This window comes from Azospira sp. (assembly GCF_030247495.1).
Classification (GTDB): Bacteria; Pseudomonadota; Gammaproteobacteria; order Burkholderiales; family Rhodocyclaceae; genus Azospira; species Azospira oryzae.
In genome coordinates, this window is sequence record NZ_JAOTRW010000002.1 from 164,839 (window position 1) to 180,381 (window position 15,543).

At 65.1% G+C, this 15,543-nt stretch carries 13 protein-coding genes and 2 tRNA genes; 2 read left to right on the plus strand and 13 right to left on the minus strand.

All coding sequences use genetic code 11. The features are described 5' to 3' along the window. Positions 1–7: 7 nt before the first annotated feature. Positions 8–2,395, minus strand: a complete 2,388-nt coding sequence (gene rnr / locus OEL49_RS00765) for a ribonuclease R (protein WP_414635363.1) — start codon at positions 2,393–2,395, stop codon at positions 8–10. A gap of 139 nt (positions 2,396–2,534) precedes the next feature. On the opposite strand from rnr, the gene OEL49_RS00770 reads away from it, so the two are divergent. Further along, positions 2,535–2,621: transfer RNA gene (locus tag OEL49_RS00770), tRNA-Leu, on the plus strand. 244 nt (positions 2,622–2,865) lie between these two features. After that, a tRNA-Leu gene (locus OEL49_RS00775) sits at positions 2,866–2,952 on the plus strand. A gap of 269 nt (positions 2,953–3,221) precedes the next feature. On the opposite strand, the gene OEL49_RS00780 is transcribed toward OEL49_RS00775, so the two are convergent. The 12 genes from OEL49_RS00780 to ispG form a co-directional block, all read right to left on the minus strand. Further along, positions 3,222–4,532: an adenylosuccinate synthase gene (locus tag OEL49_RS00780; RefSeq protein ID WP_152088912.1), complete on the minus strand. Its 1,311-nt coding sequence runs from the start codon at positions 4,530–4,532 to the stop codon at positions 3,222–3,224. 5 nt (positions 4,533–4,537) lie between these two features. Beyond that, positions 4,538–5,692, minus strand: coding sequence for an ATP phosphoribosyltransferase regulatory subunit (locus tag OEL49_RS00785; RefSeq protein ID WP_287873764.1), 1,155 nt, complete (start codon positions 5,690–5,692; stop codon positions 4,538–4,540). Beyond that, positions 5,689–5,874, minus strand: coding sequence for a DUF2065 domain-containing protein (locus tag OEL49_RS00790; RefSeq protein WP_014238145.1), 186 nt, complete (start codon positions 5,872–5,874; stop codon positions 5,689–5,691). Before OEL49_RS00790 ends, OEL49_RS00785 begins: the two co-directional genes overlap by 4 nt. Positions 5,875–5,894: 20 nt before the next feature. Next, the gene (hflC, locus tag OEL49_RS00795) at positions 5,895–6,773 is read right to left on the minus strand and encodes a protease modulator HflC (protein WP_014238146.1); all 879 of its coding nucleotides are present in this window, start codon (positions 6,771–6,773) and stop codon (positions 5,895–5,897) included. Between the two features lie 12 nt (positions 6,774–6,785). Next, positions 6,786–8,036, minus strand: coding sequence for an FtsH protease activity modulator HflK (gene hflK / locus OEL49_RS00800; RefSeq protein ID WP_043798355.1), 1,251 nt, complete (start codon positions 8,034–8,036; stop codon positions 6,786–6,788). Between the two features lie 71 nt (positions 8,037–8,107). After that, positions 8,108–9,295: a GTPase HflX gene (gene hflX / locus OEL49_RS00805; RefSeq protein ID WP_287873765.1), complete on the minus strand. Its 1,188-nt coding sequence runs from the start codon at positions 9,293–9,295 to the stop codon at positions 8,108–8,110. An 89-nt stretch (positions 9,296–9,384) separates the two neighbouring features. Next, positions 9,385–9,624, minus strand: a complete 240-nt coding sequence (hfq, locus tag OEL49_RS00810) for an RNA chaperone Hfq (RefSeq protein WP_014238149.1) — start codon at positions 9,622–9,624, stop codon at positions 9,385–9,387. 83 nt (positions 9,625–9,707) lie between these two features. Continuing rightward, a complete protein-coding gene (der, locus tag OEL49_RS00815) occupies positions 9,708–11,093 on the minus strand; it encodes a ribosome biogenesis GTPase Der (protein WP_014238150.1) in 1,386 nt (461 codons plus the stop codon). 21 nt (positions 11,094–11,114) lie between these two features. Then, positions 11,115–12,263, minus strand: a complete 1,149-nt coding sequence (gene bamB / locus OEL49_RS00820; RefSeq protein WP_287873766.1) for an outer membrane protein assembly factor BamB — start codon at positions 12,261–12,263, stop codon at positions 11,115–11,117. Continuing rightward, positions 12,260–12,934 carry a YfgM family protein gene (locus OEL49_RS00825; RefSeq protein ID WP_205229900.1) on the minus strand — a complete coding sequence of 225 codons (675 nt, stop codon included), beginning with the start codon at positions 12,932–12,934 and terminating at the stop codon, positions 12,260–12,262. The genes bamB and OEL49_RS00825 overlap by 4 nt, the downstream gene beginning before the upstream one ends. Beyond that, positions 12,934–14,232 (minus strand): histidine--tRNA ligase, encoded by a 1,299-nt coding sequence (gene hisS / locus OEL49_RS00830; protein WP_287873767.1) that lies wholly within the window; start codon positions 14,230–14,232, stop codon positions 12,934–12,936. The genes OEL49_RS00825 and hisS overlap by 1 nt, the downstream gene beginning before the upstream one ends. Before the next feature lie 69 nt (positions 14,233–14,301). Beyond that, positions 14,302–15,540: a flavodoxin-dependent (E)-4-hydroxy-3-methylbut-2-enyl-diphosphate synthase gene (gene ispG / locus OEL49_RS00835; protein WP_014238154.1), complete on the minus strand. Its 1,239-nt coding sequence runs from the start codon at positions 15,538–15,540 to the stop codon at positions 14,302–14,304. Positions 15,541–15,543 lie beyond the last annotated feature (3 nt).

Sequence of the window (15,543 nt, forward strand, 5' to 3'; positions counted from 1 at the left end):
ACGGGGCCTAGCGCCCCTTGCGGCCGCCGTTGTTGGCGCCGCCCCTGCTGGCGGACTTGCTGCCGCCCTTCGCCCCGCCCTTGCCGCTCCGCTTGGGAGCGCCCGTCTTGGCAGCGGCCGGACTCTTGCCGCGATGACCGCCCTGACCCGGACCGCCCGCTTTGCCGCCAGGGGCGGACTTGCCGGGCTTGCCACCGCCAGAACCCGCACGGGGCTTGCCTTGCGGAGCAGCTGCCCCCAGGGCTGGCTTGCCCGTGGTGTTCTTGCGCCAGGTCACCACCTCGTCGTCGCCGGCCGGACCTTCTTTCTTTTCCTGGGCCAGGATGAAGTCGATGCGGCCGGACTCCAGGTCGGCCCGCACCAGTTTCACCCGCAGGCGGTCGCCGAGGCGGAAGCGCTTGCCGCTGCGTTCGCCCAGCATCTGGTGCTTGGCCGGCTCGAAGTGGAAATAGTCCTCGCCCAGTTCGGAAACGTGCACCATGCCTTCGACGAAGACCTCGTCCAGGGCGACGAAAATACCGAAGGCGGCGACGCCGGCGATGGTGCCCTCGAATTCCTCCCCGATGCGCTCCTTCATGTAGAAGCACTTCAGCCAGTTGTCCACGTCCCGGGTGGCCTCGTCGGCCCGGCGCTCGGTGCCGGAGCAATGCAGGCCGATGTCTTCCCACTTGCCCGGGTTGTAGGTCTCGCCGGCCAGCACCGCCTTGATGGCGCGATGCACCAGCAGGTCGGGATAGCGGCGGATGGGCGAGGTGAAGTGGGTGTAGGCCTCGTAGGCCAGGCCGAAGTGGCCCAGGTTTTCCGGGGCGTACTGGGCCTGGCGCAGGGAGCGCAGCATCACCGTCTGCAGCAGCTGGGTGTCGGGACGGCCCTGGATCTTTTCCAGCAGCTCGGCGTAATCCTTGGCCTTGGGCTCGTCGCCGCCGGCAAGGGAGAAGCCAAATTCGCCGAGGAAGGCCCGCAGGTTCTCCAGCTTTTCCGGCGTCGGTCCCTGGTGCACCCGGTACAGGCAGGCCTGCTTGTGCTCATGCAGGAAGCCGGAGGCGCAGACGTTGGCCGCCAGCATGCATTCCTCGATCAGGCGGTGGGCGTCGTTGCGCACCACGGGCACGATGTTCTCGATCTTGCCCTGGGCGTTGAACAGCATCTGGGTTTCCACCGTCTCGAAGTCGATGGCACCCCGCTTCTTGCGCGCCTTGAGCAGCACCTGGAAGAGCTTGTAGAGGTTCTGCAGGTGGGGCTGCAGGGCCTGATGCACCTCGTTCTCCGGCTGGCTTTCGCCGGACAGCCAGCCCCACACCTGGTTGTAGGTGAGGCGGGCATGGGAGCGGAACACGGCCGGGTAGAAGCGGTACTTGCCGATGCTGCCGGTGGCGCTGATGTTCATGTCGCACACCATGGCCAGCCGTTCCACGTCCGGGTTGAGGGAGCAGATGCCGTTGGAGAGTTTCTCCGGCAGCATGGGAATGACGCGCCGCGGGAAATACACCGAGTTGCCCCGGTCATAGGCCTCCTGGTCCAGGGCCATGCCCGGACGCACATAATGGGAGACGTCGGCGATGGCCACCACCAGGCGCCAGCCCCGGCCCACCTTCTCGCAGAAGACCGCATCGTCGAAGTCCCGGGCGGTCTCGCCGTCGATGGTCACCAGGGGCAGCTGACGCAGGTCTTCGCGGCCCTTGAGGTCGCTCTTCTTGACCTTGTCCGGCACCGCCTTGTTTTCGGCCTGGGCCTCCTTGGAAAACTCGAAGGGCAGGTCGTGCTTGCGCAGGGCGATTTCGATTTCCATGCCCGGGTCGGCATAGTTGCCGAGAATCTCGACAATGCGGCCGATGGGCTGGGAATAGCGGGAGGGCTGCTCCAGGATTTCCACCATCACCACATTGCCGGGCCGGGCCTTGAGCTTGGCCCGCTTGTCGGTCATGGCGGTGGGGGGAATCAGGATGTCTTGGCTGATGCGTTTGTTCTCGGCCACCACGAACTGGATGCCGTGCTCTTCCATGAGCCGGCCCACCAGGCGGGTGTTGGCCCGCTCCAGCACCTCGACGATGGTGGCCTCGCGACGGCCGCGGCGGTCCAGGCCGATGCAGCGCACCAGCACCCGGTCGCCGTGCAGCACCTTGTCCATCTGCTTGGGCTCGAGGAACAGGTCGTCGCTGCCGTCGTCCGGTTTGACGAAGCCGAAGCCGTCCGGATGGCCTTCCACCTTGCCCGGAATCAGGTCTGCCTTCTCCGGCAGGATGTAGGAGTTCTTGCGGTTGCGCAGCAGCTGGCCGTCCCGCTCCATGGCGTTGAGACGGCGTTGGAAGAGGTCCCCCTCATCCCGGCTGATGTCCAGCAGGGCCACCAGCTGGTCGAAGGAAACGGGGCGTCCCTGGTCCTGCAGCAGCTGCATGGTGTATTCCCGGGACGGCAGGGGAATCTCGTACTTTTGGCACTCCCTTTCGAAGAAGGGATCGTTTTTTCTAGTTTTGGATAGTTTTCTAGTTGACATGGTCTTTATTTACCTTATAATCGCGCCTTCTTCGACACCTGCCCAGGTGGCGGAATTGGTAGACGCACCAGGTTCAGGTCCTGGCGGTGGCAACACTGTGGAGGTTCGAGTCCTCTCCTGGGCACCAGGTTTCAGACATCAAGCCGGCTTTTGCCGGCTTTTTGTTTTTCTGCTTCCCGTTTGCACGGGTTTCCCCAGCCGCCACAATTCCCGCCAGCCGGGACGCACCCTGTCCTGCCATCCGCAAGGACGACATGGGGGCGACAGCCATGGCAAAAATCGGGTTCTGCAGCGACGGTAAAAAATTAATCATTTTTCCTCTTGCGGTAGTACCGCAGGCTTCATTATAATGCGGGCTCTTTTCGACACCTGCCCAGGTGGCGGAATTGGTAGACGCACCAGGTTCAGGTCCTGGCGGTGGCAACACTGTGGAGGTTCGAGTCCTCTCCTGGGCACCAAGGTTCAGGCAAAGCCGAAAATTCTTCAAGGATTTTCGGCTTTTTGCTTTTCCGGCCCCGCTTCCGCAACGGCTGCCGGTCCGGCACTCCCCCCTCCCCGCACCACCGTCCCCATTCGCGACGGCGGCAGAGTGCGCACCTCCCGCAGTCGCAGGGCACGAATGCCCCCGGCGATACTGGCTGCCGGCAAGCTTAAGGGGAGTTGACGACAATCAGGACGACACTCAGGTTAAAGAAAAAAGCCGGCGCTCTGACGCCGGCTTTTTCGCTCAGGCGGCGAAGGGATGCCGCTTGAGGATGGTTTCGTCCCGCTCCGGACCGGTGGAGACGATATCGATGGGAATCTCGCACAGGGTCTGAATGCGGTCCAGGTAGGCCTGGGCCGTGGCCGGCAGATCTTCCCAGCGCTTGGCGCCGAAGGTGGTTTCCTTCCAGCCGGGCATGGTTTCGTAGATGGGCTCGCAGCGGGCCACTTCGTCGGCACCGATGGGCAGCAGGTCCAGCACCTTGCCGTCCAGCTTGTAGCCGGTGCAGATGTGCAGCTCTTCCAGGCCATCGAGCACGTCCAGCTTGGTGATGCACAGGCCGGTGACGCCGTTGATGCGGGCGGAGCGGCGCAGGGCGGCGGCATCGAACCAGCCACAGCGGCGCTTGCGACCGGTGACGGTGCCGAATTCCTTGCCCTTGGTGGACATCTGATGGCCGGGACAGCCGGCGGTGTCGATATCCAGCTCGGAGGGAAACGGACCGCCGCCGACGCGGGTGCAGTAGGCCTTGGTGATGCCCAGCACGTAATGCAGCATGCCGGGGCCGACGCCGGCGCCCGCTGCCGCCTGACCGGCAACGCAGTTGCTGGAGGTGACGAAGGGATAGGTGCCGTGGTCGATGTCCAGCAGGGTACCCTGGGCGCCTTCGAACAGCAGGTTCTGGCCGGCCTTGTTGGATTCGTAGATGGCAGCGGAGACGTCAGCCACCAGGGGCTTGATCTGTTCCGCATTGGCCAGGGCCTGTTCCAGCACGGCTTCGTAGGAAACGGGCTCGGCACCCAGCATCTTGGTCAGGATGAAGTTGTGGTACTCCATCACTTCCTTCAGCTTGGCGGCGAAGCGCTCCGGGTTGAACAGGTCGTACACCCGCAGGCCGCGGCGAGCCACCTTGTCTTCATAGGCCGGACCGATGCCCTTGCCGGTGGTGCCGATCTTCTGGTCGGCGCACTTGGCGGCTTCCCGCGCCTTGTCGATGGCGGAGTGGTAGGGCAGGATCAGGGGACAGCCGGGGCTGACCTTGAGGCGGGAACGCACGTCCAGGCCGCCCTCTTCCAGGATCTTGATTTCGGCCAGCAGATGCTGGATGTCCAGCACCACGCCGTTGCCGATGTAGCACTGCACGCCGTCACGCACGATGCCGGAGGGCACCAGGTTCAGCTTGTATTCGCGCTCGCCCACCACCAGGGTGTGGCCGGCATTGTGCCCGCCCTGGAAACGCACCACGCCCTGGGCGTTGTCCGTCAGCCAATCGACGATCTTTCCCTTCCCCTCGTCGCCCCACTGGGTGCCGACGACCACGACGTTCTTAGCCATACTGCTTAGTCCTTATTGATTGCTGCAATAATCCATTTGCCGTCCTGCTGCACCAGCCGGCGGTCGCAGGGCAGACCTTCGCTGCCGGCCTGGCCGGGCAGGAGTTCCACCACGGCCTCGCCTTCGGCCCGCAGACGGGCGATGGCGGCGGCCAGCTGGGCATCCTCGCCGCCGTAGGGCGCCAGGATGGCTTTTGAAACCTGGGTGGCGGGGGCCAGGCGGGCCACCTCGCGCAAATCCATGGAGAACCCCGTGGCGGGACGGGCCCGGCCGAAGGCTTCACCAGCGCCGTCGTAGCGGCCGCCCAGGGCCAGGGCGGTGGCGTAGCCGGGGCTGTAGGCGGCGAAGACGACGCCGTTGTGGTAATGATAGCCGCGCAGGTCCGACAGATCGAAACCGATGGGCAGGTCGCCGGCCTTGGCGGCCAGGGCCGAGAGCAGGTCCAGGCCGGCGTGCACCGCCGGCAGGTCGGGCAGCTGCTGCTGGGCCTTGGCCAGCACGGAAGCATCGCCATAGAGGTCGGGCAGGCGCAGCAGGGCGGAACGGTAGGGCTCGGGCAGGCCGGCACAGGCGGCCTGCAGGCCGGGGATGTCCTTGACCTGCAGCAGGGCGAACACTTCCTCGTCAGCCGCAGCCGGCAGGCCGGCGGCCTGGGCGATGGCGCGGAAGATGCCGACATGGCTCAGATCGAGGCGGGCGGCGGAGAGGCCGGCCCCTTCCAGGGCGGCAGCCATCAGGCGGATGATCTCCAGGTCGGCCTCGACGCCGGCATGGCCGTAAATCTCGGCGCCGATCTGGATCGGCTCCCGGGTGCCGGCGGTGGCCGCCGGCAGGGTATGCAGCACGCTGTCGCAATAGCAGAGACGGACCACGCCCTGGCGGTTGAGCAGGTGGGCGTCGATGCGGGCCACCTGGGGCGTGATGTCGGCACGCACGCCCATGGTGCGGCCGGACAGCTGGTCCACCAGCTTGAAGGTCTTCAGACGCAGGTCCTGGCCGGACCCGGTGAGCAGGGATTCCAGGTACTCGAGCAGGGGCGGCATGACCAGTTCGTAGCCATGGCAGCGGAACAGGTCCAGGGTCTGGCGCCGCAGGCGCTCGATCTTGGCGGCCTCTGCCGGCAGGGCATCGGCCAGGTATTCGGGTAGCAACCAGTTCATTTGAAAATCATCAACAGTATGAGGCCCGCGATCATGGCGGTGAGGCCGATGAAGCGGATCTGGCCGTCGCTCATGGCGATGAGGCGGCGAAACGTCTCGCGCCAGGCCTGGGGCGCGAGAAAGGGAACGACGCCTTCGAGCACCAGCATGAGCGCGAAGGCGAGGAGGAGATTATCGCCCATAGGCAGAACGACGGCCGACTTTACTTGCCGCTGCGGCCGACGTTCTTCATGTACTTGAAGAAATCGGAATTGGGTTCCAGCACCATGACATCGCTCTTGCTCTTGAAGGTGGAGCGATAGGCTTCCATGCTGCGGTAGAAGGCGAAGAACTCGGGATTCTGGCCGAAGGCCTGGCCGTAGATGGCGGCAGCCTTGGCATCGCCCTCACCCTTGATCTTCTGGGCATCCCGGTAGGCTTCGGCCACCAGCACTTCGCGCTGGCGGTCGGCGTCGGCGCGGATCTTTTCGGCCTCGGCAGCGCCCTGGGAACGCAGTTCGTTGGCCACCCGCTTGCGCTCGGCCTCCATGCGGCGATAGACGGACTCGCTCACTTCCTGGGGCAGCTCGACGCGCTTCAGGCGCACGTCCACGATCTGCACACCGATCTTGCGGGCATCCTGGTCGGCCTTTTCCCGCATGTCGTCCATGATCTTGTCCCGCTCGCCGGAGACCACGTCATGCACCGTGCGCTTGCCGAACTCTTCCCGCAGGCCCGCATTGACGGTCTGGGAGAGACGGGTACGGGCCCGGGATTCGTCGCCGCCGACGGAGATGTAGTACAGCTTGGGATCGACGATGCGCCACTTGACGTAGGAATCCACCAGCACGTTCTTCTTTTCCGAGGTGATGAAACGCTCGGGTTCCGGGGAATCCATGGTCAGGATGCGGCGATCGAAGAAGCGGACGTTCTGGATCAGGGGCCACTTGAAGTTGAGGCCGGGTTCGGTGATGACCGACTTGACCTCGCCCAGCTGCTGCACCACGGCGTACTGGCGCTGATCCACGGTGAACAGGCTGAGGGCCAGCACCACCACGATGGCGGCCACCAGGCCGCCGATAAGACCGAAGCTCTGTTTCATCTCTGGGGCTCCTTAGCGGCCGTCCCGATCCCGGGAACGCAGGGAAGCGTCACGGGAACGTACATCGTTCTTTTCCAGCTGGGGCGGAACGTCGTTGGAAATCGACACACCCCGGTTCACGGTGCTTTCAACGGCCTGGGCGGCCGGGACGCCGGCATGGCCGGGCGCCGCCACGGTTTCCATCAGCTTGTCCAGGGGCAGGTAGAGCAGGTTGTTGCCGCCCTTGGCATCCACCATGATCTTGGAGGTGTTGGCGTAGATCTGCTGCATGGTTTCCAGATAGAGGCGCTGGCGCGTCACCTCGGGTGCCTTGGCGTATTCCACGAGGATCTGCTTGAAGCGGCTGGCATCGCCCTCGGCGGTGGCGATCATGCGCTGCTTGTAGCCGTCGGCTTCCTGCAACAGTCGGGCAGAGGTGCCCTTGGCCCGGGGGATGACGTCGTTGGCGTAGGCCTGGCCTTCGTTCTTCTGCCGCTCCCGGTCCTGACCCGCCTTCACCGCATCGTCGAAGGCTGCCTGGACCTGCTCCGGCGGCTGGGCATTCTGCATGGTGACCTTGGAAATGAGGATGCCGGTGTTGTAGCGATCCAGGATGTCCTGCATCAGCTTGGCCGCCTGGGCCGCCACCTGCTCCCGGCCTTCGTAGAGGACGAAGTCCATCTTGCTCTTGCCGACGATTTCCCGGATGGCCGTTTCCGAAGCCTGCATCACGGCCTCGTCGGCGTGACGGTTGTTGAACAGGTATTCGACCGGGTCCTTCAGGTAGTACTGCACGGCGAACTGGATGTTGATGATGTTTTCATCATCGGTCAGCATCAGCGCCTCTTTCAGCACCTTGTTCTTCTCGCTGCCCCGGTAGCCCACCTCGATGGTGCGCACGCCGGTGAGATTCACCAGTTCGTGGGATTCGATGGGGAACGGCAGGCGCCAGCGCAGGCCCGGCTCCGTGGTTTCCTTGAACTTGCCGAACTGCAGCACCACGCCGCGCTGGGAGGCGTCGACGATGTAGAAGCCGGAGGCCAGCCAGACCACGGCCACCAGGGCCGCCAGGAGGCCGATGCCGCCGCCGAAAAGCTTGGGATTGAAATCGGAGGGGCCGCCGGAATCGCCGCCGCCAAATTTGCCGTCGCCCTTCTTGCCGAACATGCCGGACAGGCGGCGGTTGAAATCGCGCCACAGGTCTTCCAGATCGGGAGGTCCCTGGTTGGGACGGCGGCCGTCGCCATTGCCACGATTGCCCCACTGGGGGTCGTTGAGCGACATCAGAAGTCCAATGCTAGAGATCATGTCGGGGAACTCTTATTGAGGGCGGTATGAGGGGCCGGTGATCCGGTCTAAACGTCTTGCACTGCGTCATTCGCACTGGCTGCCGCGGCATCGTCCGCAGAGGCCGCTGTCGTCATGCTGAGTGAATTATCCCGGGCAAACTCCGTCAATGCCTGGCGCAACAAATCCAGGCCTTCGCCGGTCCTGGCACTCAATCGGACGCGATGAAGTTTACCATACTCGTCCCGCTCCACAGCGGTGGGCAAGCCCGTAAGGTCGGCCTTGTTCCACACCAGAATCTGGGGCACCTGGTCGGCGCCGATCTCGTGCAGCACCTTGTTGACTTCGGCAATCTGCTCCTCCCGGGCATGGGAGGCGGAATCCACTACATGCAACAGCAGATCGGCCTGGGCCGTGGCTTCCAGGGTGGCCTTGAAAGCCTCCACCAGGGCGTGGGGCAGGTCGCGGATGAAACCCACCGTGTCCGACATTACCACGGAGCCCACTTCCGGCAGCCACAGCTTGCGGGAGGTGGTGTCCAGGGTGGCGAAAAGCTGGTCCGCCGCATAGACGCCGGCCTTGGTCATGGCGTTGAACAGGGTGGATTTGCCCGCGTTGGTATAGCCGACCAAGGACACGTTGAGCACATCGCGCCGGGAACGGGCCCGCCGCTGCACATTGCGCTGGCGCGACAGCTTGGCCAGGCGCTCCTTGAGGCTCTTGACCCGGACGCCAAGCAGACGGCGGTCCGTTTCCAGCTGCTTTTCGCCGGGACCGCGCATACCGATGCCGCCCCGCTGCCGCTCCAGGTGGGTCCAGCCCCGCACCAGGCGGGTGGCCAGATGCTCCAGCTGGGCCAGTTCCACCTGCAGCTTGCCTTCGGAACTGCTGGCGCGCAGGGCGAAGATGTCCAGGATCAGGCTGGTGCGGTCGATCACCCGGCATTGCAGGGCCCGCTCCAGGTTGCGTTCCTGGGCCGGCGACAGCTCGTGGTTGAAAATCACCAGGGTGGCATCATGGGCGGCGGCGACGGCACCGATTTCCTGCACCTTGCCCTTGCCCACATAGGTGGCCGCATCGGGCGCACCCCGCTTGGCCACCAGCACATCCACCACTTCGGCACCAGCCGAGCTGGCCAGCAGGCGCAGTTCTTCCTGGGAATCCTCGATGTCGGGCTGGCCGAAATCTACCTGGATCAGGAGGGCGCGCTCGGAACCGGGGACCCTGGGGTCACCGGCGGAGGGACGATCAAACATGGATTAGGAGCAGACTGGGCGCAACCGGCCGAAAACGACGCGGCCCGCCGGTGATGCCAGCGGGCCGGAAATGCGTATGCGGGGAATGATCACGACTCGGCGCCGTTATCCTGCTGGATATTGACGGGGCGGGCCGGCACCACGGTGGAAATGGCATGCTTGTAGACCATCTGGGTCACCGTGTTCTTGAGCAGCACGACGTACTGGTCGAAGGACTCGATCTGGCCCTGGAGCTTGATGCCGTTCACCAGGTAAATGGAAACCGGCACATGTTCGCGGCGGAGCGTGTTGAGAAACGGGTCTTGTAAAAGTTGCCCTTTATTGCTCATGGCTGAAACTCCATGGTTCGTTGTTATGGAAAAAGCACTTTAATGGATTTTCCGGGGGAAAGCCACCGGGCAAACCCGTAGATTCAGGACTTTTTCTCGCGGTTTTTGTAAAAGGTGTCCCGCGGATTGCCGATCTTGCGCACTTCCTTGGTGGCGAAAGGATTGTGGCTGGTGTTGAACTGGACCCGCAGGGGCGTGCCCTGCAGTTTGAACACTTCGCGGAAGGTATGTTCCAGGTAGCGGCGATAGCTTTCCGGCAGGGAATCCAGGGCGTTGCCGTGGATGACGATCAGGGGCGGGTTGGAGCCGCCCTGGTGGGCATAGCGCAGCTTGGGGCGGAAGATGCCGCCGTGACGGGGCGGCGCCTGGCGGGCCACGGCGTCCAGCAGCACCCGGGTCAGCTTGGGCGTGGGCAGCTTGGCCATGGCGGCGGCGTAGGCCCGGTCCACGGAGGTGAACAGCTTTTCCAGGCCCAGGCCCTTGAGGGCGGAAATGTAGTGGAAGGTGGCGAAGCTGAGGAATTTCAGCTTGTGTTCCAGATCCACCTTGATGCGCTCGCGCCGATAGGCGTCCAGGCTGTCCCACTTGTTCACCGCCACCACCAAGGAGCGGCCGGATTCGACAACGAAACCGGCGATGTGGGCGTCCTGGTCCGAGATGTCCTGGTCCGCGTCCAGCACCAGCACCACCACGTTGGCGTCCTCGATGGACTGCAGGGTCTTCACCACGGAGAACTTCTCCACGGCTTCGAAGACCTTGCCGCGGCGGCGCAGGCCGGCGGTGTCGATCAGGGTGTACTTGCGGCCGTTGCGCTCGAAGTCCACGAAAATGGCATCCCGGGTGGTGCCGGGCATATCGAAGGCGATGACCCGCTCTTCGCCCATGAGGGCGTTGATGAGGGTGCTCTTGCCCACGTTGGGACGACCGACGATGGCCACCCGGGGCGTTTCGTCCTTGGCGTCATCCTCGTCCGGCTCGGGAAAATCGGCCAGGGCCATTTCCACCAGATCCCGCACGCCGTCGCCGTGGGTGGCGGAAACGGGAAACGGCTCGCCCAGGCCCAGTTCGTAGAAGTCGGCCGCCACCACCGTGTGCTTCATGCCCTCGGCCTTGTTCACCGCCACCAGCACCGGGCGCTCCAGCTTGCGCAGCTTGTTGGCGATTTCCTTGTCCTGGGCGGTAATGCCGACGCGGCCGTCCACCACGAAGACCACGGCGTCCGCCTCGGCGATGGCCTGCTCGGTCTGTCGTGCCATCTCGTGGAAAATGCCGTCCTTGGCCAGGGGCTCGAAGCCGCCGGTGTCCACCACCAGATAGGGCTTGCTGCCCACCTTGCCGTGGCCATAGTGGCGGTCCCGGGTCAGCCCGGGCAGGTCGGCGACGATGGCGTCACGGGTCTTGGTCAGGCGATTGAACAGGGTGGACTTGCCTACATTGGGCCGGCCGACCAGTACCAGGGTGGGTTTCACGAGTAATGCTTTCTGCTTGGATTATTGAACGTCGAGGGCGAACACGCCGCCGCCCTGGGTCTGGAACAGCCAGCCGCTGCCGTAGCTCTGGGGCGCCGCCACCACGGCAGTGCCGTCGGTGGTGAAGCGGGCGCTGAAGGAGCCGTCGTCCCGGTTGAGGAAGTGGATCACGCCCTTGACGTCACCCACCGCCACCAGGCCGTGGGCCACCCGGGGCATGGAGAGCTGGCGCAGGAAGAGCTTGTCCTGCTTCCACAGGGAGGTGCCGCGGAAACGGTCCAGGGCATGCACGGCGCCCTTGTCGTCGGCGACGTAGATATTGCGGCTGTCCATGGCCAGACCGGAGGCGGAGGACATGTCCCGGGCCCAGATCAGGTTGCCGTTGGTCAGGTCGAAGCAGGCGACGCGGCCCTGGTAGGCCACGGCGCACACCTGGGGACCGTCGAACACGGGGGGGCTGGTGATATCGGCCACCCGGTCCAGCTCGGTAGTGCCCTTGGGCAGGGCCACGGTGCCTTCCCAGACGGCGGCGCCATTCTGCAGCGACACCGCCACCAGCTTGCCGCCGGGGAACCCGGCGAAGACGTAGCGTTCGGAAATCACCGGCGACGCCGCATTGCGCAGGGATAGGGCCGGGTTGTTGCGCTGATAGACCCACTTGCGCTTGCCGTCGGCCGGATCGAAGCCGTAGAGGCGGTTGTCGCCGGTGCGCACGACGACGATGTCGGCGCTCACGGCTGCCGCCGCCAGGATGTCGGAACTAGCCCGGGCCTTCCACAGCTGCTTGCCGTCCTTGGCGTCGAAGGCAATGATTTCGCCCTTGGGCGTGCCCACCACCACCAGACGGCCGTCGCTGCCGACACCGCCGGAGAGGGGCTGGCCGGCGGAAACCTGCCAGGCCTGCTTGCCGTCGTCGAAACGGGTGACGCTGCCGTTGTTGGCGGCCACATAGACGCTGGAATCCACCACCGCCGGCGTGAAGACGTAGTCCTCGGCCTTGCCGGCCCGGCCCTGCCACAGGCTCACCACATTGACGCTGGGCTTGATGGTGTCCAGCTCGGCCATCTTGACCTTGGAGGAACTGGCGAAGGGATTGATCTTGTCCAGGGAAGAACAGCCGCCCAGGGCGGCTGCCAGCAGCAGGCTCAGGAGGGCGGGACGGAATTTCACTTGGCCTCTCCCAGGGCATCGGCCTTCTGTTGCAGCACCTGACGGTAGGCGGCGGCCGCCTGGGCATCCTGGGCGCCGCTGCCGGCCTTGGCGGCGGCATCGATGGCGGCCAGGGCGTCGGCGAAGGCCTTGCGGGCTTCGTCCTTCTTGTCCTGGGCCAGGAAAATATCGCCACGCACTTCGGCATAGCGGGCCGCGAAGGCGGGTGCCGGCTTGGCTTCCAGCTGCTTCAGGGCCTCGTCGTAGGACTTCTCGTCGAGCAGCACGGCGGCCAGGCGCAGACGGCCCAGGTCGCGCAGCTCGTCCTTGCCGTTCTCGGCCACCCAGGCCAGCTGCACCTTGGCGGTCTTCAGGTCGCCGCCATCGAAGGCCACCTTGGCCGCGGTCAGGGCGCCGAGGGAGGCGTAGGTGGAGCCCTTGTAGTTTTCCAGCAGTTCGCCGGCAGCCGCCTTGAGGCGCTGGGCATCACCTTCCAGGGCGGCCTTCTGCAGCACACCGAAAACCACGGCGGCCTGGGCCGACTGGCGGCCCTGGTACCAGTTCCAGCCCTGCCAGCCGGCAACACCGATGGCGGCGGCGAGCAGGATGCTGGTCACCAGGTTGCCGTGCTGCTTCCACCAGGTCTTGATTTCGTCGAGCTGTTCCTGCTCCTGCAAGTCGTAGACGGCCATTATTTCTCTTCCCAATCAATGATTGAATCCATCAGGGTGGCAGGCAGATCATCCACCTTCACCCGCTGTTGTTCGCCCTTCTCGCCGTCGGCGCTGCGCAGGGACTTGAGGCTCACCTCCCCTGCCGCCGCCTCGTCGTCGCCGATGATCACGGCGAAGGCAGCACCGCTGCCGTCGGCCTTTTTCATCTGGCTCTTGAAACTGCCGCCGCCGCAATTGAGGAGCACGGCCAGGCCGTTGTCCCGCAGCCCTTCGGCGACGCGGAAGGCGAGCCGGCTGGCGGCCTCGCCCTGGTGCACCACGTACACATCCACCGGCTCCGGATTGCCCGCCAGATCCTGGTCCTGGATCAGGGCGATGAGGCGTTCCACCCCCATGGCAAAGCCGCATGCGGGCGTGGGCTTGCCGCCCAGCTGCTCCACCAGGCCGTCGTAGCGGCCGCCGGCGCAGACCGTACCCTGGGCGCCGAGACGGTCGGTGACCCATTCGAACACGGTCAGGTTGTAGTAGTCCAGCCCCCGCACCAGGCGCGGATTCACCGTATAGGGCTGGCCGGCATCCCGCAGCACCTGCTGCACGCCTTCGAAGTGGGCCAGGGATTCGGCGCCGAGGAAGTCGATCAGCTTGGGGGCGTTGGCGCACAGCTCCTGCATGTCCGGATTCTTGGTATCCAGAATGCGCAGGGGATTGGTGTGCAGGCGGCGCTGGGAATCCTCGTCCAGCCGGTCGGCATTGGCCTGGAAATAGGCGATCAGCTCGGCCCGGTGCCGGGCCCGCTCTTCGGGCTGGCCCAGGCTGTTGATCTGCAGGGTGATACCTTCCAGACCCAGGTCGTCCCACAGGCGGGCGCCCATGAGAATCTGCTCGGCGTCCACATCGGGACCGGCGAAGCCGAAGGACTCCACGCCCACCTGGTGGAACTGGCGGTAGCGGCCGCGCTGGGGCCGCTCGTGGCGGAACATCTGGCCCATGTAGTAGAGGCGGCGCGGATGCTGGGCCGCCAGGCTGTGCTGGATCACGGCACGGACGCAACCGGCGGTACCTTCGGGGCGCAGGGTGAGGTTTTCACCGTTGAGGGCATCCTCGAAGGAATACATTTCCTTCTCGACGATGTCCGTGACCTCGCCGATGGCCCGCTTGAAGAGGCCGGTGGGCTCCACGACGGGCATGCGGATGGGGCGGTAGCCGTAGCTGTGCAGCCAGGAACGGACAACCTCCTCGAAGCGCTCCCACAGCTCGGCTTCGTCGGGGAGGATGTCGTTCATGCCGCGGACGGCTTGTAGTGTTTTCTGACTCATAAACCTGGTTTCATTATCGGGAAGGGCCGGACACCGCCCACAGGCGGCGCCGGCCCCGGTCCCTGGCAATCACGGATGCAGTTTGCGTTGGTAGGTACGGGCCACGTAGCGATCCACGATGGCCTTGAATTCTTCGGCGATATTGTCGCCCCGCAGGGTAACCGTCTTTTCCCCGTCCTCAAACACCGGGGCCGCCGGCACTTCGCCGGTGCCGGGCAGGGAAATGCCGATGTTGGCGTGCTTGCTCTCGCCCGGACCGTTGACCACGCAGCCCATGACCGCCAGGGTCATGTTCTCCACGCCGTCGTACTCGGTGCGCCACTGGGGCATCTGGGCCCGCACGTACTCCTGGATGGTGGAAGCCAGTTCCTGGAAGAAGGTGCTGGTGGTACGGCCGCAGCCGGGACAGGCCGCCACCATGGGGGTGAAGGCGCGCAGGCCCATGGTCTGCAGCATTTCCTGGGCGACGATGACTTCACCGGTGCGCTTGCCGCCGGGCTCGGGGGTCAGGGAGACGCGGATGGTGTCGCCGATGCCTTCCTGCAGCAGCACGCCCATGGCGGCGGTGGAAGCGACGATACCCTTGCTGCCCATGCCGGCTTCGGTCAGCCCCAGGTGCAGGGCGAAACGGGAACGGGCCGACAGCTCCCGGTAGATGGCGATCAGGTCCTGCACCCCGGAAACCTTGCAGGAGAGGACGATGTGGTCGGCCGGCAGGCCAATCTCCACGGCCTTCTCCGCCGACTCCAGGGCCGAGGTGACCATGGCCTCGCGCATGATCTGCACCGCGTCCTTGGGTTCGGGCCGCTTGGCGTTCTCGTCCATGATGCGGGCCAGCAGGTCCTGGTCCAGGCTGCCCCAGTTCACGCCGATGCGCACCGGCTTGTCGTACTTGCAGGCCAGCTCGATCATCTGGGCGAACTGCTCGTCCCGCTTCTTGCCATGGCCCACATTGCCCGGGTTGATACGGTACTTGGCCAGGGCCTGGGCACACTCCGGATGGTCGGTGAGCAGGCGGTGGCCGTTGTAGTGGAAGTCGCCGATGAGGGGCACGGAGAGGCCGAGGCGATCCAGGTGCTCGCGGATCTTCGGCACGGCCGCGGCCGCTTCTGGCGTGTTCACGGTGATGCGCACCAGCTCGGAGCCGGCCCGGGCCAGTTCGGCCGTCTGCAGGGCGGTGGCGAGGTAGTCCTCAGTGTCCGTGTTGGTCATGGACTGGACCACCACCGGGGCATCGCCGCCGATGGTGACGCCGCCCACCTTCACGCCCAGGGTCGGGCGACGGGGAATGGAATAGGGATCAGACATGGA

What these genes read in the sequence shown, in the direction of transcription:
- OEL49_RS00780 (WP_152088912.1), bottom strand. Translation starts at nt 4,532, where the DNA reads ATGGCTAAGAACGTCGTGGTCGTCGGCACCCAGTGGGGCGACGAGGGG.
- hflX (WP_287873765.1), bottom strand. Translation starts at nt 9,295, where the DNA reads ATGTTTGATCGTCCCTCCGCCGGTGACCCCAGGGTCCCCGGTTCCGAG.
- rnr (WP_414635363.1), bottom strand. Translation starts at nt 2,395, where the DNA reads ATGCAGCTGCTGCAGGACCAGGGACGCCCCGTTTCCTTCGACCAGCTG.
- hisS (WP_287873767.1), bottom strand. Translation starts at nt 14,232, where the DNA reads ATGAGTCAGAAAACACTACAAGCCGTCCGCGGCATGAACGACATCCTC.
- OEL49_RS00790 (WP_014238145.1), bottom strand. Translation starts at nt 5,874, where the DNA reads ATGGGCGATAATCTCCTCCTCGCCTTCGCGCTCATGCTGGTGCTCGAA.
- hflK (WP_043798355.1), bottom strand. Translation starts at nt 8,036, where the DNA reads ATGTCGCTCAACGACCCCCAGTGGGGCAATCGTGGCAATGGCGACGGC.
- OEL49_RS00785 (WP_287873764.1), bottom strand. Translation starts at nt 5,692, where the DNA reads ATGAACTGGTTGCTACCCGAATACCTGGCCGATGCCCTGCCGGCAGAG.
- OEL49_RS00825 (WP_205229900.1), bottom strand. Translation starts at nt 12,934, where the DNA reads ATGGCCGTCTACGACTTGCAGGAGCAGGAACAGCTCGACGAAATCAAG.
- hfq (WP_014238149.1), bottom strand. Translation starts at nt 9,624, where the DNA reads ATGAGCAATAAAGGGCAACTTTTACAAGACCCGTTTCTCAACACGCTC.
- ispG (WP_014238154.1), bottom strand. Translation starts at nt 15,540, where the DNA reads ATGTCTGATCCCTATTCCATTCCCCGTCGCCCGACCCTGGGCGTGAAG.
- hflC (WP_014238146.1), bottom strand. Translation starts at nt 6,773, where the DNA reads ATGAAACAGAGCTTCGGTCTTATCGGCGGCCTGGTGGCCGCCATCGTG.